The sequence below is a fragment of the Roseovarius sp. genome (genome assembly GCF_030373445.1).
Lineage (GTDB): Bacteria > Pseudomonadota > Alphaproteobacteria > Rhodobacterales > Rhodobacteraceae > Roseovarius.
Map to the genome: position 1 here is coordinate 421516 of NZ_JAUCYU010000002.1, position 17949 is coordinate 439464.

At 66.7% G+C, this 17949-nt stretch carries 20 protein-coding genes; 18 read left to right on the forward strand and 2 right to left on the reverse strand.

The genetic code is table 11. From position 1 onward, the window contains the following. Positions 1-94: 94 nt before the first annotated feature. Positions 95-766, forward strand: a complete 672-nt coding sequence (locus tag QUV18_RS05595; RefSeq protein WP_300892444.1) for an HAD-IA family hydrolase — start codon at positions 95-97, stop codon at positions 764-766. A gap of 49 nt (positions 767-815) precedes the next feature. Next, on the forward strand, positions 816-2015 hold the full coding sequence (locus tag QUV18_RS05600; RefSeq protein WP_300892445.1) for a DegT/DnrJ/EryC1/StrS family aminotransferase: 1200 nt from the start codon (positions 816-818) through the stop codon (positions 2013-2015). A 54-nt stretch (positions 2016-2069) separates the two neighbouring features. Here the strand turns inward: QUV18_RS05600 and QUV18_RS05605 are convergent, their stop codons facing one another. Beyond that, a complete protein-coding gene (locus QUV18_RS05605) occupies positions 2070-2540 on the reverse strand; it encodes a pyridoxamine 5'-phosphate oxidase family protein (RefSeq protein ID WP_300892446.1) in 471 nt (156 codons plus the stop codon). A 175-nt stretch (positions 2541-2715) separates the two neighbouring features. Here QUV18_RS05605 and QUV18_RS05610 point away from each other — a divergent pair, with 175 nt between their 5' ends. The 3 genes from QUV18_RS05610 to QUV18_RS05620 are packed head-to-tail and all read left to right on the forward strand — an operon-like array spanning position 2716 to position 5921. Further along, positions 2716-3879: an isovaleryl-CoA dehydrogenase gene (locus QUV18_RS05610; protein ID WP_300892447.1), complete on the forward strand. Its 1164-nt coding sequence runs from the start codon at positions 2716-2718 to the stop codon at positions 3877-3879. Next, on the forward strand, positions 3876-4358 hold the full coding sequence (locus QUV18_RS05615; protein ID WP_300892448.1) for a lysozyme inhibitor LprI family protein: 483 nt from the start codon (positions 3876-3878) through the stop codon (positions 4356-4358). The genes QUV18_RS05610 and QUV18_RS05615 overlap by 4 nt, the downstream gene beginning before the upstream one ends. A gap of 3 nt (positions 4359-4361) precedes the next feature. Then, complete coding sequence (locus QUV18_RS05620; protein WP_300892449.1) at positions 4362-5921, forward strand: AMP-binding protein; 1560 nt, start codon at positions 4362-4364, stop codon at positions 5919-5921. Between the two features lie 77 nt (positions 5922-5998). Here QUV18_RS05620 and QUV18_RS05625 read toward each other — a convergent pair whose 3' ends face one another. Further along, complete coding sequence (locus tag QUV18_RS05625; RefSeq protein ID WP_300892450.1) at positions 5999-6616, reverse strand: OmpW family outer membrane protein; 618 nt, start codon at positions 6614-6616, stop codon at positions 5999-6001. Positions 6617-6769: 153 nt separating this feature from the next. Between QUV18_RS05625 and QUV18_RS05630 the strand changes: the two genes are divergently transcribed. From QUV18_RS05630 to QUV18_RS05690, 13 genes are all read left to right on the forward strand, one after another. After that, entirely contained in the window at positions 6770-8374 is a 1605-nt protein-coding gene (locus QUV18_RS05630) for a carboxyl transferase domain-containing protein (protein ID WP_300892451.1), read from the forward strand. A 15-nt stretch (positions 8375-8389) separates the two neighbouring features. Next, positions 8390-8854 carry a hypothetical protein gene (locus QUV18_RS05635; RefSeq protein WP_300892452.1) on the forward strand — a complete coding sequence of 155 codons (465 nt, stop codon included), beginning with the start codon at positions 8390-8392 and terminating at the stop codon, positions 8852-8854. Positions 8855-8868: 14 nt separating this feature from the next. Next, complete coding sequence (locus QUV18_RS05640; RefSeq protein ID WP_300892453.1) at positions 8869-10809, forward strand: acetyl/propionyl/methylcrotonyl-CoA carboxylase subunit alpha; 1941 nt, start codon at positions 8869-8871, stop codon at positions 10807-10809. Next, positions 10806-11453, forward strand: coding sequence for a glutathione S-transferase family protein (locus tag QUV18_RS05645; protein WP_300892454.1), 648 nt, complete (start codon positions 10806-10808; stop codon positions 11451-11453). The genes QUV18_RS05640 and QUV18_RS05645 overlap by 4 nt, the downstream gene beginning before the upstream one ends. 2 nt (positions 11454-11455) lie before the next feature. Then, positions 11456-12124, forward strand: a complete 669-nt coding sequence (locus QUV18_RS05650) for a glutathione S-transferase family protein (RefSeq protein WP_300892455.1) — start codon at positions 11456-11458, stop codon at positions 12122-12124. Further along, positions 12117-12980, forward strand: a complete 864-nt coding sequence (locus QUV18_RS05655) for a hydroxymethylglutaryl-CoA lyase (RefSeq protein ID WP_300892456.1) — start codon at positions 12117-12119, stop codon at positions 12978-12980. Before QUV18_RS05650 ends, QUV18_RS05655 begins: the two co-directional genes overlap by 8 nt. Then, positions 12977-13480: a DUF6653 family protein gene (locus QUV18_RS05660; RefSeq protein WP_300892457.1), complete on the forward strand. Its 504-nt coding sequence runs from the start codon at positions 12977-12979 to the stop codon at positions 13478-13480. Before QUV18_RS05655 ends, QUV18_RS05660 begins: the two co-directional genes overlap by 4 nt. Continuing rightward, the gene (locus QUV18_RS05665; RefSeq protein WP_300892458.1) at positions 13473-14261 is read left to right on the forward strand and encodes a crotonase/enoyl-CoA hydratase family protein; all 789 of its coding nucleotides are present in this window, start codon (positions 13473-13475) and stop codon (positions 14259-14261) included. The genes QUV18_RS05660 and QUV18_RS05665 overlap by 8 nt, the downstream gene beginning before the upstream one ends. A gap of 88 nt (positions 14262-14349) precedes the next feature. Then, positions 14350-15588 carry a hypothetical protein gene (locus QUV18_RS05670; protein WP_300892459.1) on the forward strand — a complete coding sequence of 413 codons (1239 nt, stop codon included), beginning with the start codon at positions 14350-14352 and terminating at the stop codon, positions 15586-15588. 511 nt (positions 15589-16099) lie between these two features. Next, positions 16100-16465, forward strand: a complete 366-nt coding sequence (locus QUV18_RS05675; RefSeq protein ID WP_057816534.1) for an NADH-quinone oxidoreductase subunit A — start codon at positions 16100-16102, stop codon at positions 16463-16465. After that, positions 16456-17085, forward strand: coding sequence for an NADH-quinone oxidoreductase subunit B family protein (locus QUV18_RS05680; RefSeq protein ID WP_300892460.1), 630 nt, complete (start codon positions 16456-16458; stop codon positions 17083-17085). Before QUV18_RS05675 ends, QUV18_RS05680 begins: the two co-directional genes overlap by 10 nt. Next, positions 17082-17690 (forward strand): NADH-quinone oxidoreductase subunit C, encoded by a 609-nt coding sequence (locus QUV18_RS05685; RefSeq protein WP_300892461.1) that lies wholly within the window; start codon positions 17082-17084, stop codon positions 17688-17690. The genes QUV18_RS05680 and QUV18_RS05685 overlap by 4 nt, the downstream gene beginning before the upstream one ends. Before the next feature lie 29 nt (positions 17691-17719). After that, positions 17720-17887, forward strand: a complete 168-nt coding sequence (locus QUV18_RS05690) for a hypothetical protein (RefSeq protein ID WP_300892462.1) — start codon at positions 17720-17722, stop codon at positions 17885-17887. Positions 17888-17949 lie beyond the last annotated feature (62 nt).

Sequence of the window (17949 nt, forward strand, 5' to 3'; positions counted from 1 at the left end):
GCGTGTCCCGTGCAAGGCGGGGGCCCATCAAAACTGATTGCGGCATGTGACAGGGCTTGGCGGAATGGCGCCGAAACCGTGGGGAGACAGGGCGATGCGGACGGTTGTGTTCGATCTGGACGGAACGCTGGCGGATACGAGCGGTGACCTGATCGCGGCGGCGAATGCCTGTTTCCGGGCGATGGGCGAGGGCGACCTGCTGGACCCGGTGGCCGATGCGGGCACGGCGTTGCGCGGCGGCAAGGCGATGCTGACGTTGGGGCTGGAGCGGATGGGGCGCGCCGAGGACGTGGCGGAAATCGAGCGGCAGTACCCGTTGCTGCTGGAGGCCTATGCGGGGGCGATCGACACGCACACGGTGCTTTATCCCGGCGCGATGGAAGCTGTGGCGATGCTGGTGAACAACGGCTATCGGGTGGCGATCTGTACCAACAAGCCGGAGCGGCTGGCGACCCTGCTGCTGGACCGGCTGGGGGTGAGCGGGGCGTTCGGGGCGATGATCGGGGCGGATACGCTGGCCGTCAGGAAGCCCGACCCGGAGCCGCTGCGCGAGGCGGTGCGGCGGGCCGGGGGGCTGCCGGAGCGGGCGCTGCTGGTGGGGGACACGGTGACGGATCGGGAGACGAGCCGGGCGGCGGGGGTGCCGTCGGTGCTGGTGACCTTCGGGCCGGCCGGGATGAGCGTGGCCGACCTGGAGCCCGAGGCGATGATCGGGCATTTCGACGAGTTGCCCGGGGTGTGCGACCGGCTGCTGGGGCCGGCGTGAGGGGCGGCAGGTTATTGACCTGCGGGCGGCTCGGGCGCAGAAAAGAGCCATGACGGAAAAATTCAAAGGCAGTTTCACCCAGCAGGAGCCGATCCCCGAAGAGGGGATCGCGGCGGCGTTGGAGGTGATGCGGCACGGGCGGCTGCACCGGTACAACCTGGCCGAGGGCGAGGATGGCGAGGTTGCGCTGCTGGAGCGGGAATTCGCGGGCTACGTGGGTGCGAAATACGCGCTGGCGGTGGCGTCGGGCGGGTATGCCATGGGTACGGCGCTGCGGGCCGTGGGGGTCAGGCCCGGCGACCGGGTGCTCACCAATGCCTTCACGCTGGCGCCGGTGCCTGGGTCGATTGCCGGGGCCGGCGCGGTGCCGGTCTTCGTGGGGGTGACGGAAGATCTGGTGATCGATCTCGACGACCTGCAGGCGAAGGCTGGCGAGGCGGAAGTGCTGATGCTGAGCCACATGCGCGGGCATATCTGCGACATGGACCGGCTGATGGCGATCTGTGACGCGGCCGGGATCACCGTGATCGAGGATTGCGCGCATACGATGGGGGCGGCGTGGAAGGGCGTGCCCTCGGGCCGGCACGGGCTGGTGGGGTGTTACTCGACGCAGACCTACAAGCACATGAACTCGGGCGAGGGCGGGTTCCTTGTCACCGACGATGACGAGGTTATGGCGCGGGCGGTGATGCTGTCGGGGTCATACATGCTGTATGGTCGGAACGGGACGGTACCGCCTGAGGCGGTTTTCGCGCGGGTGAAGTACGAAACGCCCAACGTGTCAGGGCGGATGGATAATCTGCGGGCGGCGATCTTGCGGCCGCAACTGGCGAAGCTGGACGGGCAATGCGCGGCGTGGAATGCGCGGTACCGGGCTGTCGAGGAAGGCCTGCGCGGCACGCCGGGGCTGCGGATGGTGGAGCGGCCGGAGGAGGAGCGGTACGTGGGCTCGTCTATCCAGTTCCTGCTGCTCGACTGGCCCGACGCCGCCGTGGCCGACGTGATAGACCGCTGCAAGGGGCGGGGCGTGGAGCTGAAGTGGTTCGGCGGCGCGGAGCCCGTGGGGTTCACCAGCCGGTATGACAGCTGGCGCTATGCGCCTTCGGAGCGAATGCCGAAATCGGACCGGGTGCTGAAGGGGATCGTGGACATGCGGCTGCCGCTGACCTTCACGCTCGACGATTGCGCGCTGATCGCGCGGATCATCCGGGCCGAGGTGGGCGCCGTCTGGCAGGAGCAGGCGGCGTGACATGAAAAGCGCGGCCCTTGGAGGGGGCCGCGCTTTCTGCGTTGGGCGTCCGGCTCAGAACGTCAGGTGGCCGTGCTTGCCGAGATCGGGGGTGTCCTCGGTGATGTTGGCGCGGGCCATCTCGAACAGGGTCTTGGCGGTGCCGTCGGTTTCCCAGACTTCCGCCTTGACCGGGGTGAAGCCCACGAGGCAGACCTTGTCGTCATGGCGGCCGTCTTCGAACCACGCGGCGGCCATGGGCGACCAGATTTCATCGAGTTTCTCGGGATCGTTGACGACTTTCAGCGTGCCCTCGACCGCGGCGTAAAGCTGGCCGTGGGAGGAGGCCAGCGTGTACTGGCCCGGTGCGCCGTTCTCGGCCGCCTGAGCGATGTCGGTGCCCTTGGCGGTGATGAACCACAGCATGTCATCCTTGCGCTTGGCGATATGGGCCATGGGGCGCGGCGGGGCGGAGGGGGCCGAGAGCATCCCCGCGGTGATGTCGTCGAGACGGTCCCAGAACGTGTCTTTCAGGTTGTCGGTCATGATAGGATCCTTTTCCAGATGTCAGCCTCTTCGCAGGATCAACGCGGGCTGGCAGGGCGGGGTTCCGCGCCGATCGGGGGTGCGGGCGGGGCCGCGCCGACGGTTCCGGGATTGACGCGACTCGGAATGCGATATAGTAAATGAACAAGTGTTCAATAAATGCCGGAGGAGGCCCATGTTCAACGCCGTGATGAAGTTCGACCTGGGCGAGGATGTGAACGCGCTGCGCGAGATGACGCATCGCTGGGCGCAGGACCGGGTGAAGCCGATGGCTGCCGGGATCGATGAGAAGAACGCCTTTCCCAACGAGCTTTGGAAAGAGATGGGCGAGATGGGCCTCCTGGGGATCACCGTGCCGGAGGAGTATGGCGGGGTCGACATGGGCTATCTCGCGCACGTGGTCGCCGTGGAGGAAGTGGCGCGGGCGTCGGCCAGCGTTTCGCTGAGCTACGGCGCGCATTCGAACCTGTGCGTGAACCAGGTCAGGCTGAACGGCACTGCCGAGCAGAAGGAGAAATACCTGACCAGGCTGGTCTCGGGCGAGCATGTGGGGGCGCTGGCCATGTCGGAGGCGGGCGCTGGCAGTGACGTGGTCGGCATGAAGCTGAAGGCCGAGAAGCGGAACGATCACTACAAGCTCAACGGGAACAAGTACTGGATCACCAACGGGCCGGATGCCGATACGCTGGTGGTCTATGCCAAGACCGACCCGGAGGCCGGGAGCAAGGGCATCACCGCCTTCCTGATCGAGAAGAGCATGAAGGGGTTCTCGACCAGCGTGCATTTCGACAAGCTGGGGATGCGCGGGTCGAACACGGCCGAGCTGATCTTCGAGGACGTGGAAGTGCCGTTCGAGAACGTGCTGGGCGAGGAGGGCAAGGGCGTTCGGGTGCTGATGTCTGGCCTCGATTACGAGCGGGTCGTGCTGGCCGGGATCGGGCTGGGCATCATGGCGTCGTGCCTCGACGAGATCATGCCCTACATGATTGAGCGCAAGCAGTTCGGCCAGCCGATCGGGAATTTCCAGCTCATGCAGGGGAAGATTGCCGACATGTACACGGCGATGAATTCGGCCCGGGCCTATGTCTACGAGGTGGCCAAGGCCTGTGACCGCGGAGAGGTCACGCGGCAGGATGCGGCGGCGTGCTGTCTTTATGCCAGCGAACAGGCGATGGTTCAGGCGCACCAGGCTGTTCAGGCGATGGGCGGGGCCGGGTTCCTGAACGATGCGCCGGTGGCGCGGATCTTCCGTGATGCCAAGCTGATGGAGATCGGCGCCGGGACGAGCGAGATCCGGCGGATGCTGGTGGGGCGCGAGATGATGGGAGCGATGGGATGAGGCTTGCCTTGGTGGCGTTGATGCTGGCGGGGCCTGTCATGGCACAGGAACAGGTGTTCGATGCCTCGGTGGCGGAGGCCTGCCTTGCGAGCGTGGGCGTGGCGGGTGCGTTCGAGGACTGTATCGGGCAGGCCGCCGAGCGGTGCATGGAAGAGAGTGAAGGCGGGCAGACCACGGTGGGGATGAGCCAGTGTCTGCAGGCCGAGGCGCAGTGGTGGGACACGGTGCTGAACGCGACCTATGGCGAGCTGCTGGCGTTTTCCAAGGATATGGATGCTGGGAATGGCGAGGGTGTGCCGAGCCAGGAAGCCGCGCTGCGGGACATGCAGCGGGCGTGGATCGGCTATCGCGATGCCCGGTGCGGGTTCGAGCAGTCGCAATGGGGCCGGGGTTCGGGCGCAGGGCCTGCGGTGGCGGCGTGCCTGATGCATGAGACGGCGCAGCAGGCGCGCGTTCTGAAATCGGCGCTGCCGGAGTAGGCGATGCTGCAGCGGGCCGGGTCATACGAGGCGCTGTACGACGGGTTCCGGTGGAACCTGCCGGAGCGGCTGAACATGGCGGCGCAGGTCTGCGATTACTGGGCGGAGACAGCGCCGGACCGGGTGGCGATCATCGACCTGAGTGACGGGCGGCAGGAGGTCAGCTATGGCCGGCTGCGGGAGATGGCCGACGGGCTGGCGCAGGCACTGGTGGCGCGGGGCGTCGGCCGGGGCGACCGGGTTGGCGTGCTGCGGAGCCAAGGGGCGTGGTGTGCGGCGGCGCATGTGGCGATCTGGAAAATCGGTGCGATTTCAATCCCCTTGTTCAAGCTCTTCAAGCAGGAGGCATTGACGAGCCGGGTGTCGGATGCCGGGGCCGGGGTCGTGGTGACGGATGCCGAGGGCGTGGGGATGCTGGAGGCGTTGCCGGGGATTGCGGCCTTCGTTCCGGAAGAGGAGACGCTGCCCGAGGGGCGGTTCGAGACGGTCGAGACCGGCGCGGAAGACCCGGCGGTGCTGATCTATACCTCCGGCACGACGGGCAGCCCCAAGGGGGCACTGCATGCGCATCGGGTGCTGACGGGGCATCTTCCGGGGGTCGAGGTGAGCCACGATTTCCTGGGCGAGGCGGAGGATTGCCTGTGGACGCCGGCGGACTGGGCGTGGATCGGCGGGCTCTTTGACGTGCTGATGCCCGGGCTGGCGCTGGGGGTGCCGGTCGTTGCGGCGCGGCTGGCGAAGTTCACGCCGGATGAGTGCGTGAGGATCGTGGGAGAAGGTGCTGTCAAAAATGTGTTTTTTCCGCCCACGGCGCTTCGGATGCTGAAGGCGGCGGACGTGCGGGTCGAGGGGTTGCGGACGGTGGCCAGCGGGGGCGAGCCGCTGGGGGCGGAGATGCTCGACTGGGGGCGACACGCCTTCGGCGTGACGATCAACGAGTTTTACGGGCAGACCGAGTGCAACATGGTGGCGAGTTCCTGTGGCGCCCTCTTCAGCCCGTTGCCGGGCTGCCTCGGGAAACCTGCACCGGGACACGAGATCGCGGTGCTAGACGAGGGAGGAGAGCCTGCGGAGGGCGAGGGGGACGTGGCAATCCGGCGCGGCTCGGCCTCGATGATGCTGGAATACTGGAAGCGGCCGGAGGAGACGGCGGCGAAGTTTCGCGGCGACTGGATGCTGACCGGGGACCGGGGCGCCTGGGAGGGGGAGTACCTGCGTTTCGTCGGGCGGGAGGATGACGTGATCACCTCGGCCGGTTACCGGATCGGGCCGGCGGAGATCGAGGATTGCCTGCTGAAACACCCGGCGGTGGCGACGGTGGGCGTGGTGGGCAAACCGGACGAGATGCGCACCGAGATCGTCAAGGCCTACGTGGTGCTGAAAGACGGGGTCGAGGCGAGCGAGGAACTGGCCGGGCGCTTGCAGGGATTCGTGAAGGAACGGCTTGCAAGCTATTCCTATCCAAGGGAAATCGGGTTTCTCGACGCGTTGCCGATGACCGTGACCGGCAAGGTGATCCGGAAGGATCTGAAGGCCCGCGCGGCGGCGGAGGGCGGCTCATGATCGCCCGGCGAAAGACACCACAAAAGAAACGGGCCGGCGTCTCCGCCAGCCCGACTCCGGCCCGCCCTTTGATGGGTTCAGAATTTCATGACGTAGGCGGCACCGATCACGATCGGGTCGATGCTGACATTGCCGATCGGCACGCCGCCGACCTTGGCCTTGGTGTCGATATCCATCCAGCGGATATCGGCGCGCAGCGAGGCTTTCTCGCTGATCTTGAAGTCGAGACCGGCATGGACGGCGACGCCCCAGCTGTCGTCGAGGCTGACCGGCACGCCGGCGAGGGCGCCGGTGCCTTTTTCATCCCAGAAGTGGGTGTAGTTGACGCCGATGCCCGCGAAGGGCGTGATGTTCGACGAGTTGGTGAAATGGTACTGGATCGAGACCGTCGGCGGCAGGTGCTTGGTCTTGACCACGTCGCCGGCGCCCAGCAGGGCGGCGTCGTGTTCGAAGGGCCAGGCGGCCAGCACTTCGAGGCCGATGCGGTCGGCGATGAAGTATTCGAAGGTCAGGGTCGGGCGGACGTTGTCGTCGACACGGACCGGACCGGCGGCGGTGGCGCTCCAGCTGTCGGTCGGATTAACCCAGTGGACACCGAGGCCGAGGAGCATGTCGCCCTTGGACTGCGCGAGGGCCGGAACGGCCGCGACAGTGGAGAGGGCGGTTGCAAGAGCAAGTTTCGTCAGGGTTTTCATGGTATGTCCCAATCTTTTTTCGTGCGCCCTGATTGCGCCCGGCGGGGTGAGTCGGGCCTTGATGCAGGTCAAGTCGCGGTGCGAATGCGGCACTGCAGCATAATTGCAACAGCGCGGGCCATGATTGGCCCCGCGCGTGTGTGAGGAGAGACGATGAAACTGAAATCCAAGGCCCTGACATCGTCGGAAGATTTCCTGGCCAACCGCAAGGCGCACCTGGAGGCGCTCGGGCTGGTCGAGGAGGCCGTGGCCGCCGCCGCGCAGGGCGGGGGCGAGGCGGCGCGGGACCGGCAGCGCAGCCGGGGCAAGATGCCGCCGCGGGAACGGGTGGCGAACCTGCTGGACCCGGGAAGCCCGTTCCTGGAGGTCGGCGCCACGGCGGCGCACGACATGTATGACGGCGCGGCGCCCTGTGCCGGGGTGATCGCCGGTGTGGGCCGGGTGAGCGGCACGGAATGCATGGTGGTCTGCAACGACGCGACGGTGAAGGGCGGGACGTATTACCCGATGACCGTGAAGAAGCACCTGCGCGCGCAGGAAATCGCGGCGGAGTGCGGCTTGCCCTGTATCTACCTTGTCGACAGCGGGGGCGCGAACCTGCCCAACCAGGACGAGGTGTTCCCGGATCGCGACCATTTCGGGCGGATTTTCTACAACCAGGCGAACATGAGCGCGAAGGGCATTCCGCAGATCGCCGTGGTGATGGGCTCGTGTACGGCGGGCGGGGCCTATGTGCCGGCGATGTCGGACGTGACGATCATCGTGAAGGAGCAGGGGACGATCTTCCTGGCCGGGCCGCCGCTGGTGAAGGCGGCGACTGGCGAGATCGTCAGCGCCGAGGAGCTGGGCGGCGGCGATGCGCATACGCGGCTGTCGGGCGTGGCGGATTACCTGGCGGAGGATGATGCGCATGCGCTGGCGCTGGCAAGGCGGGCGGTGGCCGGGCTGAACCGGCGCAAGCCCGATACGGTGATGTGGCAGGCCTCGGAAGAGCCGGCCTATGACCCTGACGAGATCCTGGGCGTGGTGCCGGCCGGGTTGCGCACGCCCTACGACATTCGCGAGGTGATCGCGCGGGTGGTGGACGGCTCGCGCTTCGACGAGTTCAAGGCGCGGTTCGGGGAGACGCTGGTCTGTGGCTTTGCCCATGTGAAGGGCTGCCCGGTGGGGATCATCGCCAACAATGGCGTGCTGTTCTCCGAGTCGGCGCAGAAGGGCGCACATTTCGTGGAGCTGTGCAGCCAGCGGAACATTCCGCTGGTGTTCCTGCAGAACATCACCGGGTTCATGGTGGGCAAGGCCTATGAGAACGAGGGGATCGCACGGCACGGCGCGAAGATGGTGACGGCGGTGGCGACGACGAGCGTGCCGAAGATCACCATGCTGGTGGGCGGCTCGTTCGGGGCGGGGAATTATGGCATGGCCGGAAGGGCTTATCAGCCGCGCTTCATGTGGACGTGGCCCAATTCGCGGATCTGCGTGATGGGGGGCGAGCAGGCGGCGGGCGTGCTGGCCACGGTCAAGCGCGACGCGATCGAGCGCAAGGGCGGGACGTGGTCGGCCGAGGAGGAGGCCGAGTTCAAGCGGCCGACGCTGGAGCAGTTCGAGCACCAGAGCCACCCGCTCTTTGCCAGTGCGCGAATGTGGGATGACGGGATCATCGACCCGAGGAAGACGCGGGATGTGCTGGCGTTGAGCCTGAGCGCGGCGCTGAACAAGCCGATCGAGGAGACGAGGTTTGGCGTGTTCCGGATGTGACCCGGGTGCGCGGGCGTGACCTTCCTGCTCCGCGCGATCGTGCTGACCTGCCTGACGGTGGCGGGATGGCTTTATATCGTGCGGCAGGAGGTGCACTGGACCGAGGGAGGCGAGCCCATGGCGGGTTGCGAGGTAGCCGAAGTGATGGATGTGCGGACGGTGCGGTTGAGTTGCGGGGAAGATGAACGGGTGGCGCGGCTGGCCGGGCTCGACGTTCCGGACATGGCGGAGCCTGGTTGCGAGGTGGAACGGGCGCATGGGGCGCTGGGGTGGGACCGGTTGCGGGTGCTGCTGGAGGAGGACGACGTGGCGGTTTTCCGTGTCGGTGACGTGGCAGAGGACGGGGCGGTGCCGGTTCGGATGACGGTGGCGGACGAGGATGTGGCCGACCGGCTGGTGCGCGAGGGGCTCGCGGCAAAGGCCGGCGGCGGGGGCGCGGTGGTCAACTGGTGTGACCGGCTGGGCGCCCTGGTGGAATGACGGAAGGATTGAGCATGTTTGACACGATACTGATCGCGAACCGGGGCGAGATCGCCTGCCGGGTGATCGAGACGGCGCGGGCGATGGGCGTGCGCACGGTGGCGGTCTATTCCGACGCGGACCGGACGGCCAAGCACATGGCGATGGCGGACCGGGCGGTGCATATCGGCGGGTCCGCCCCGTCGGAGAGTTACCTGAAGGGCGACCGGATCATCGAAGTGGCGCTTGAGACGGGCGCACAGGGGATCCATCCGGGTTATGGTTTCCTGAGCGAAAACCCGGATTTCGTGGAGGCGGTCGAGGCGGCTGGGCTGACATTCATCGGGCCGTCGGCCAAGGCGATCCGGGCGATGGGGCTGAAGGATGCCGCGAAGAAGCTGATGGAGGAGGCCGGGGTGCCGGTGGTGCCGGGCTATCACGGGGAAAACCAGGAGCCCGGCTTTCTGGCCGGGCAGGCCGATGAGATCGGCTATCCGGTGCTGATCAAGGCCGTCGCCGGGGGCGGCGGAAAGGGGATGCGGCTGGTCGAGAGCCCGGAGAAGTTTGCCGAGGCGCTGGAGAGTGCCAAGGGCGAGGCGAAGACGGCGTTCGGCAACGAGGCGGTGCTGATCGAGAAATTCGTGCAGAAGCCGCGGCATATCGAGGTGCAGGTCTTCGGGGATGGCGAGAAGGCGGTGCACCTGTTCGAACGGGATTGTTCGCTGCAGCGGCGGCACCAGAAGGTGATCGAGGAGGCCCCGGCGCCGGGGATGACCGAGGAGATGCGCGAGGCGATGGGCAACGCGGCCGTGCGGGCGGCAGAGGCCATTGGCTATGCGGGCGCGGGGACGATCGAGTTTATCGTGGATGGCTCGGACGGGCTGCGGACGGACGGGTTCTGGTTCATGGAGATGAACACAAGGTTGCAGGTGGAGCATCCGGTGACGGAGGCGATCACGGGCGTGGACCTCGTGGAGTGGCAGCTGCGCGTGGCGAGTGGCGAGGGCCTGCCGAAATCGCAGGAGGAGTTGGAGATCAACGGGCACGCCTTCGAGGCAAGGCTTTACGCGGAGGACGTGCCGAAAGGGTTCCTGCCCGCCACGGGGCGGCTGGCGCACCTGGAGTTTCCGGAAGGGGCGCGGGCCGATAGCGGGGTCCGTGCGGGGGACGAGATTTCGCCCTTCTACGACCCGATGATCGCGAAGCTGATCACCCATGGCGCGACGCGGGCCGGGGCGCTGCGCCGGATGTCGGCGGCGCTTGGCGATTGCCAGGTGGCGGGGACGGTGACGAACCTCGCTTTCCTTGGGGCGCTCACGCATCATGAAGGGTTTGCCCGCGGCGACGTGGACACCGGCTTGATCGAGCGGGATCTCGATACGCTGGTCGTCGTGCCGGAGCCGGGGCCGCGGGAGACGGCGCTGGCGGCGCTGGCGGCGCTTGGGCTGTTGGGGATGGAAGGGTTCGAGGCGGGCTTCATCCTTTGGACGCCGCTGACGCGGAGCGTGCATCTGCGGCGGGGCGGCGAGGAGATCGTCGTGAAGGTGCGGACGCTGTCGGCCGAGGCGCATGACGTGGTGGTCGGCGAGGCAACGGTCGAGGCGCGGCGCAGTGGCGGGCGCTGGCAACTGGATGGCCAGACGGCACCGCCGGTGGCGGTGAATGGCGCCCTGGTGAGCGTCTTTGCCGATTACGGGCTGAGCTTCGAGGTGGTCGACCTGCTGGAACGCGACAGCCTTGCCGGGGGCGATGCCGACGTGATCGAGGCGCCGATGCCGGGGCTGGTGAAGGTCTTGCTCGCCAAGCCCGGGCAGGAGGTGAAGGAGGGCGACCGGCTGGCCGTGCTGGAGGCGATGAAGATGGAGCATTCCTTGCTGGCGGCGCGCGACGGGGTCGTGGCCGAGGTGCTGGTCGAGGAAGGCGCGCAGGTCACGGCGGGCGCGGCGCTGGTGCGGCTGGAGGAGGCGGAGGCGTGAGCCAGCTCACCCTCACAGGCTACCATCTGAGCGTCTACACGCGGGCCGCGCGGATGGCGCTGGTGGCGAAGAAGGTGGTGTTTGCGGAGGAGGAATGCGACCCGTTCGATGCCGCCAGTGCCGGGCGGCTGCGAGCGTTGCATCCGTTCGGGCGGGTGCCGGTGCTGGAGCATGACGGGTTCCGGGTTTACGAAACGCAGGCGATCCTCGATTACGTGGAGGGTGCGTTTGACGGGCCGGAACTGGCACCTCGGGATGCGGCGGCACGGGCGCGGATGCGGCAGGTGATGGGGATCGTCGACAGCTATCTCTACTGGCCGCTGGTCCGGCAGGTGTTCTCGCACCGGGTGTTTCGCCCGCTGATGGGAGATGCGGCGGAGGAGAAGATCGTCCGGGAGGGGCTTGCGAAGGCGGAGCCTGTGCTGGATGCGCTTGAGGAGATTGCCGCGGAAGGGCTGGTGCTGGTGCCGGGGCGGACGGGGCTCGAGACTTGCCTGTTGTGGCCGATGCTGGATTATTTCCGCATGGCGCCCGAGGGGGGCGATATGTTGTCGGGACGGCCTGCGCTGGCGACGTGGGCGGCCTGGGCCGGCACCTGCGAGGTGGCAAGAGCGACCCGGCCGAAGCTGCCGGAAGGAGTTTGACGATGATCACCCTGCATCACGTGCCACAGACCCGCTCGATGCGGGTGCTGTGGCTTCTGAACGAGCTGGGCGTGCCGTTCCAGCTGGTCGAACACCCGTTCGACAAGTCGCTGCGGCGGCCGGAGTTCCTGTCGCTGTCGCCCGCCGGTCGGGTGCCGGCGCTGGAGATCGAGGGCGAGCGAATGTTCGAGAGCGGCGCGATGGTCGAATACCTGTGCGAGAAGTTCCCTGACAGGGGGCTGGGCCGGGCGCCGGGGGCAATGGACCGGATGGACTGGCTGATGTGGGTGCATTTCGCCGAGACGATCAGCCAGCACGTGGCGATTTTGACCCAGCAGCACATCATGCTTTACGACGATGCCATGCGCAGCCCCGTGGTCATGAAGCTGGAAGCGGCGCGGATGAAGAAATGCTTTGCCGCGATCGAGGCGCAGTTGTCGACGCCGGTGGAGAACCGGGATTACCTGCTGACGAGCGGCTTTTCCGCCTGCGATATCTGCGTGGGGCACGCGGTCTACATGGGGCGGCATTTCGTCAGGACCGACGCGTTCCCGGAAGTGTCCGCGTGGATGGAGCGGATTACCGGGCGGGAGGCGTTCAAGGCGTCGCTGCCGGGACCGGAAGCGATGTTGCTTTACCAGAAGGATTTCTACGAGGCCTGGGATGTCTGAATACGTCGAGATTTTCGAAGTCGGCCCGCGCGACGGGCTGCAGAACGAGAAGAGCCAGATCGCAACCAAGGACAAGATCGCGCTGGTCGACTGCCTGAGCGGGGCGGGGTTCCGGCGGATCGAGGTGGCGAGTTTCGTGAGCCCCAAATGGGTGCCGCAGATGGCGGATTCGGCCGAGGTGCTGGCGGGGATCCGGCGGGCGGAGGGGTTGCGATACGCAGCGCTGACGCCCAACATGCGCGGTTTCGAGGCGGCGGAGGCGGCGAAGGCGGACGAGGTGGCGATCTTCGGGTCGGCCTCGGAAGGGTTTTCCAAGGCAAATATCAACGCGACGATCGCCGAGAGCCTCGAGAGGTTCGCGCCTGTGGCGGCGGCGGCGAGCGTGGCGGGTTTGCCTGTGCGGGGGTATGTCTCCTGCGTGACGGATTGCCCCTATGACGGCACGGTGGCGCCCGCGTCGGTGGCAAGGGTGGCCGAGGCGCTGTACAAGATGGGCTGTTACGAGATCAGCCTGGGCGACACGATCGGGCAGGGCACGCCCGAGAGCATCGATGCGATGCTGGCCGCGGTGTCGGAGGTGGTGCCGGTTGAGAAGCTGGCGGGCCATTACCACGATACGTCCGGCCGGGCGGTGGAGAATATCGAGGCGTCGCTTGAGCGTGGCGTGCGGGTGTTCGACGCGGCGGTCGGGGGCTTGGGCGGGTGCCCTTACGCACCCGGTGCCAAGGGGAACGTTGCGACCGAGAAGGTGCATGCGCGGCTGAGGGGGCTTGGCTACGAGACGGGGCTCGATTCAGCGATCTTGAACGATGCGGCCGTGCTGGCGGTCGAGATGCGGGGCCGGGCGGGCGGATGAGCGGGCTCTACCGCGCCACCGAACGCCTAATGGGCATGAGCGACCGCGTGTGGGCGCGTCATGCGAGCCCGTGGTCAGTTTATTCGCGGTTCACGATCCTGCCGCTGCTGGCGCTGGCGGTGTGGTCACGCGTATGGATCGGGGCCTGGGCCTGGGGGGCCGTGGCCCTGGTGCTGCTGTGGACATGGGTGAACCCGAGGGCCTTTCCGCCGCCTGCGCGCCTGGATAGCTGGGCGTCGCGGGGGGTGCTGGGGGAGCGGGTGTTCCTGAACCGGCGGCACGAGGTGCCGGAGCATCACCGGAGATGGGCGGCGATCCTGTCGGTGGCGGCGCTTCCTGGTGCGCTGGTGATGGCGTGGGGCTTGTGGGTGCTTGACGCGGCATGGGTGGTGTTCGGCACGCTGCTGACGATGATCCCGAAAATCTGGTTCGTGGACCGCATGGTGTGGGTTTACGCGGACTGGCTGAGACAGACTGGCAAGGAGTTGGGTGATGTATGAGACGGTGAGCATCGAGACGGATGGCCGCGGGGTGGCGACGCTGTGGCTGGACCGGGAGGAGAAGCACAACGCGCTGTCGGCGCGGATGATTGCCGATCTGCACGCCGCCGCGACGGCGCTGGCGGAGGATGACGGTGTGCGCGTGGTCGTGATGGCGGCGAAGGGGAAGAGTTTCTGCGCGGGAGGCGATCTTGGCTGGATGCGCGAGCAGTTCGAGGCGGAGCCGGAGGTGCGCTCGGCCGAGGCAACGAAGCTGGCGATGATGCTGCAGGCGCTGAACACGCTGCCGAAGCCGTTGATCGGGAAGGTGCATGGCAATGCGTTCGGCGGCGGGCTGGGCATGATGAGCGTCTGCGACGTGGCCGTTGGTGCCGAGGGCGTAAAACTGGGCTTCACCGAGCCGCGGCTTGGTCTCATCCCGGCAACGATCGGCCCTTATGTCTGTGCCCGAATGGGCGAGGCGAACGCGCGGCGGGTGTTCATGTCGGCCCGGATTTTCGGGGCGGAGGAGGCCGTGCGGCTGGGCTTGCTGGCGCGGGTGGTGCCGGCCGAGGGGCTGGATGCGGCTATCGAGGACGAGGTCGTGCCCTATCTCAACTGCGCGCCGGGGGCGGTGGCGCGGTCGAAGGCGCTGCTGCGTACGCTGGGGCCGAGGATCGACACGGGGACGATCGAGCACACCATCGGCGCGCTGGCCGATGCCTGGGACACGGCGGAGGCGCATGAGGGCGTTGCCGCGTTTTTCGACAAGCGCAAGCCTGCGTGGATGCCGGAGGGGTAGGGCCGCCCTGCCGTCACCGGGGCTTGGTTAACGGCCCATAAACCATGTTGTGCCACACCTGCGGCCGTTGGATTGCAGGAGGCTCGGCATGGTTGGACATTTGGCGCGGTGGATTACGGCGGGGGCGCTTGCGCTTTGGTCGGTGCAGGCGGCCGCCGAGGAGGGGATGTACAACCCCGACGGCCTTGTCCGCACGAGCCTGCAGTATTCCGAGGAGATGTTCGACCGGCAGGACCACGTGACCAACAAGGTCGCGCGCATGTTTCTGGCCCGCAGCGAGGCGCGGCTGGAGCCGGGCGCGCTGTACCTGGGCGGTCGGTTCGTGGCGACGCAGATCTGGGAGCGGACGAATACGCCCGGGCGCTTTCCCATCCTGTCGCGGCTGCCGCCGACCCACACCGCCGGCACGTCGGACGGCTATGGCGTGATCAACGACATCTCGGTGCACACCACGCTGGTGCTGCCGATGGTGACGGCGTTTGCGCAGGGGGAGTACACCGAGGTGGAGTATCCGGGGCAGGATCCCATCCAGCTGCGAAAGTACTGGGTGGCGGTCGGCGATCCGGACCTGGCGCCGGTGTATCTCGCCTTCGGGCGCAAGACGGTGAACTTCGGGAATTTCGCCACCTATGCGCCGTTCACCCACAGCCATTCGACCCATTATTTCTGGCCGCAGAGCGACGAGCCGGTGATCGAGCTGGGCTACGTGACGCCGCGCACGGAGCTGGCGCTGACCTTCATTCCGGCGCATCGGGGCCTGCGGGTGCTGAGCAGCCCGCGGAATGACGGGGCGTTCAGCAATTTCGCGGTGAACGGGGCGCACCGGTTCGACCTGGGCCGGGGCCGGAGCCTTCGGCTGGGGGCGGGGTACCTGCACGGGACGATCTATGACAGCGTGATTGCCCACCATCCGCCGGGGCGCGGCATCAACCGGGTCTGGAACGGGTTGTGGGACGTGAACGCGGTCTACTCGACGCCGCGGTTCGACCTGATGGCGGAGTTCACGCGCACGCTGCACGACTGGCCGGCGACCGGTCACCACGTGCAGGCGACGACGGTGCAGGGGCGCTGGCGGGGCGAGGTGTTCGGGCGGCCGGCGGTGTGGTCGGCCTCGTTCAGCCGGGGCGTGCAGGGGGTGCGGGGGTTGCCCTGGGAGAAGATGGAGCAGGCGATCCTCGGCCTCGAGGTGGAGGTGGCGCCGCATGTGCGGCTCGGGGCGGAGTACATGTATAACGAGGGGTTCGTGCCGCTGATCCTGCCTCGGGTGACGAGCGTGGCGGGGGTGAAATCGCACACGGTGATCGTCGGGGCGAAGCTGACGTTCTGAGAGGGTGTGGCGCCGGGCGCGGCCGGTGCGAGGAGCGCGGCGAGGGGAAAGACGCCGGCGGCGGGCGGCGGATGCGTGATTCCGGGGCGGCTCATGGTCGTCTCGGGGTGGTCGCGATCCGGGGGGCGGCGGTGTGACGGGCCGGCGGGAGCGGCCGCGCGCAATGCCCGCGGCAGGGAACGGCGGTAGACTCAGGGGCAGGGCGTTCGCCGCACCGCGCCTATGGGCGATGCGGCGACGCAGCGACAGTGCGAGGGCAAAACGTGATCGCCGCATCCCTCGACAGGGGCCGAATGAAGCATACATCCCGTGGTGTGACACGCTTGATCGCCTTGAAATCAAGCGGTTTTCGGCGAACCGGCGCCGGGTTGAACGCCGCGTCGTGACGGGCGTCCGGACGGGTGCGAAATTGTCACCGTCTGGTTGACCCCATCCTGGGGCAGGGGTAAACCCGATTATGTCAAAAGAGCCAGCTTGATGCGCATGGATTGCGCATGAAAGGAGCCACCACGTGGATGAGATGCTGAGGGAATACCTCCCCGTCCTGTTTCTACTGGCCATCGCCATCGGTCTTGGCCTTGTGCTGATCCTCGCCGCCGTCGTCCTGGCCGTCCGCCACCCGGACCCCGAGAAGGTGAGTGCGTATGAATGCGGTTTCAACGCCTTCGACGATGCGCGGATGAAGTTCGACGTGCGGTTCTACCTCGTGTCGATCCTGTTCATCATTTTCGATCTCGAGATCGCGATGCTGTTCCCGTGGGCGGTGGCCTTCCAGGATATCAGCATGGCCGCCTTCTGGTCGATGATGGTCTTCCTTGCCGTGCTGACCGCCGGGTTCGCCTATGAATGGAGAAAGGGAGCCATGGAATGGGAGTGAAGAGCGACATGGCCGAAGAAGAGGCCAGGGTCACCGAGACCCAGGGCCAGGGCCTTCAGAGCGACCGGATCAAAAGCGGGCCGTCGGCGGAAGCGCCGGTGGAGGCCTACAAGCCCGATTACGAACGCGAGCCGGCGGTTCAGGCGCTGAACCGCGAGCTTCAGGACAAGGGGTTCCTTGTCACCTCGACCGAGGACATCATCAACTGGGCCCGAACGGGTTCGCTGCACTGGATGACCTTCGGGCTGGCCTGCTGTGCCGTGGAGATGATGCACACCTCGATGCCGCGCTACGATCTCGAGCGGTTCGGCACCGCGCCGCGGGCGAGCCCGCGCCAGTCGGACCTGATGATCGTGGCGGGCACCCTGACCAACAAGATGGCGCCGGCGTTGCGCAAGGTCTATGACCAGATGCCCGAGCCGCGCTACGTGATCTCGATGGGTTCCTGCGCCAATGGCGGGGGGTATTACCATTACAGCTATTCCGTGGTGCGCGGTTGTGACCGGATCGTGCCGGTCGATGTCTACGTGCCGGGCTGTCCGCCGACGGCAGAGGCGCTGGTCTATGGCATTCTGCAGTTGCAACGCAAAATCCGCCGGACGGGGACGATCGTAAGATGACGGCAGCATTGAAGGAACTGGGTGAACACATCGAGGCCAAGCGCACCGACTGCGTGTTGAGCTGGGAGGTGTCGTTCGACGAGCTGAATGTCGACGTGGCGCTGGCGAATATCGTCGGTCTGGTGGAGTTTCTGAAGACCGACCCGACCTGCCGGTTCTCGACCCTGGTGGATATCACGGGGGTGGATTACCCCGAGCGGGCCAAGCGGTTCGACGTGGTCTATCACTTCCTGTCGATGTACCAGAACCAGCGCATCCGCCTGCGGGTGGCCGTGCGGGAAGAGGATATGGTGCCGTCGATCACCGGCGTTCATCCCTCGGCCAACTGGTTCGAGCGGGAGGTGTTCGACATGTTCGGCATCCTGTTCTCGGGACATCCCGACCTGCGGCGCATCCTGACCGACTATGGCTTCCGCGGCTACCCGCTGCGCAAGGACTTCCCGACCACGGGCTATACCGAGGTGCGCTATGACGAGGTGCAGAAACGGGTGGTCTATGAACCGGTGAGCCTTGTTCAGGAATACCGCCAATTCGACTTCATGAGCCCGTGGGAGGGTGCCGAGTACATCCTGCCGGGGGACGAGAAAGACACCGCATCGAAATGAACGGGTGGGGCGCAGCGAGGGGTGACAGAATGATCTGGCTTATTCTTCTCTCGGTGGCCTTCGTGGTTCCGTTCTGGAAGCTGCTTCCGGAATACGGCATCTCCAGCTACTGGGCGATCACCGCGATCTTCCCGCTTTGCACGCTCATCATGCTCTATATCATGGCCTTTTCGGCCGAACGTAAGGGAGGGCGCTGAGGTGTCGGGACCTGACTATTACTACTCGGTGCCTGGGTCGGGGTGGCTTTGGCCTGTGCCAC

What these genes read in the sequence shown, in the direction of transcription:
- QUV18_RS05595 (WP_300892444.1), top strand. Translation starts at nt 95, where the DNA reads ATGCGGACGGTTGTGTTCGATCTGGACGGAACGCTGGCGGATACGAGC.
- QUV18_RS05600 (WP_300892445.1), top strand. Translation starts at nt 816, where the DNA reads ATGACGGAAAAATTCAAAGGCAGTTTCACCCAGCAGGAGCCGATCCCC.
- QUV18_RS05605 (WP_300892446.1), bottom strand. Translation starts at nt 2,540, where the DNA reads ATGACCGACAACCTGAAAGACACGTTCTGGGACCGTCTCGACGACATC.
- QUV18_RS05610 (WP_300892447.1), top strand. Translation starts at nt 2,716, where the DNA reads ATGTTCAACGCCGTGATGAAGTTCGACCTGGGCGAGGATGTGAACGCG.
- QUV18_RS05615 (WP_300892448.1), top strand. Translation starts at nt 3,876, where the DNA reads ATGAGGCTTGCCTTGGTGGCGTTGATGCTGGCGGGGCCTGTCATGGCA.
- QUV18_RS05620 (WP_300892449.1), top strand. Translation starts at nt 4,362, where the DNA reads ATGCTGCAGCGGGCCGGGTCATACGAGGCGCTGTACGACGGGTTCCGG.
- QUV18_RS05625 (WP_300892450.1), bottom strand. Translation starts at nt 6,616, where the DNA reads ATGAAAACCCTGACGAAACTTGCTCTTGCAACCGCCCTCTCCACTGTC.
- QUV18_RS05630 (WP_300892451.1), top strand. Translation starts at nt 6,770, where the DNA reads ATGAAACTGAAATCCAAGGCCCTGACATCGTCGGAAGATTTCCTGGCC.
- QUV18_RS05640 (WP_300892453.1), top strand. Translation starts at nt 8,869, where the DNA reads ATGTTTGACACGATACTGATCGCGAACCGGGGCGAGATCGCCTGCCGG.
- QUV18_RS05650 (WP_300892455.1), top strand. Translation starts at nt 11,456, where the DNA reads ATGATCACCCTGCATCACGTGCCACAGACCCGCTCGATGCGGGTGCTG.
- QUV18_RS05655 (WP_300892456.1), top strand. Translation starts at nt 12,117, where the DNA reads ATGTCTGAATACGTCGAGATTTTCGAAGTCGGCCCGCGCGACGGGCTG.
- QUV18_RS05660 (WP_300892457.1), top strand. Translation starts at nt 12,977, where the DNA reads ATGAGCGGGCTCTACCGCGCCACCGAACGCCTAATGGGCATGAGCGAC.
- QUV18_RS05665 (WP_300892458.1), top strand. Translation starts at nt 13,473, where the DNA reads ATGTATGAGACGGTGAGCATCGAGACGGATGGCCGCGGGGTGGCGACG.
- QUV18_RS05670 (WP_300892459.1), top strand. Translation starts at nt 14,350, where the DNA reads ATGGTTGGACATTTGGCGCGGTGGATTACGGCGGGGGCGCTTGCGCTT.
- QUV18_RS05680 (WP_300892460.1), top strand. Translation starts at nt 16,456, where the DNA reads ATGGGAGTGAAGAGCGACATGGCCGAAGAAGAGGCCAGGGTCACCGAG.
- QUV18_RS05685 (WP_300892461.1), top strand. Translation starts at nt 17,082, where the DNA reads ATGACGGCAGCATTGAAGGAACTGGGTGAACACATCGAGGCCAAGCGC.
- QUV18_RS05690 (WP_300892462.1), top strand. Translation starts at nt 17,720, where the DNA reads ATGATCTGGCTTATTCTTCTCTCGGTGGCCTTCGTGGTTCCGTTCTGG.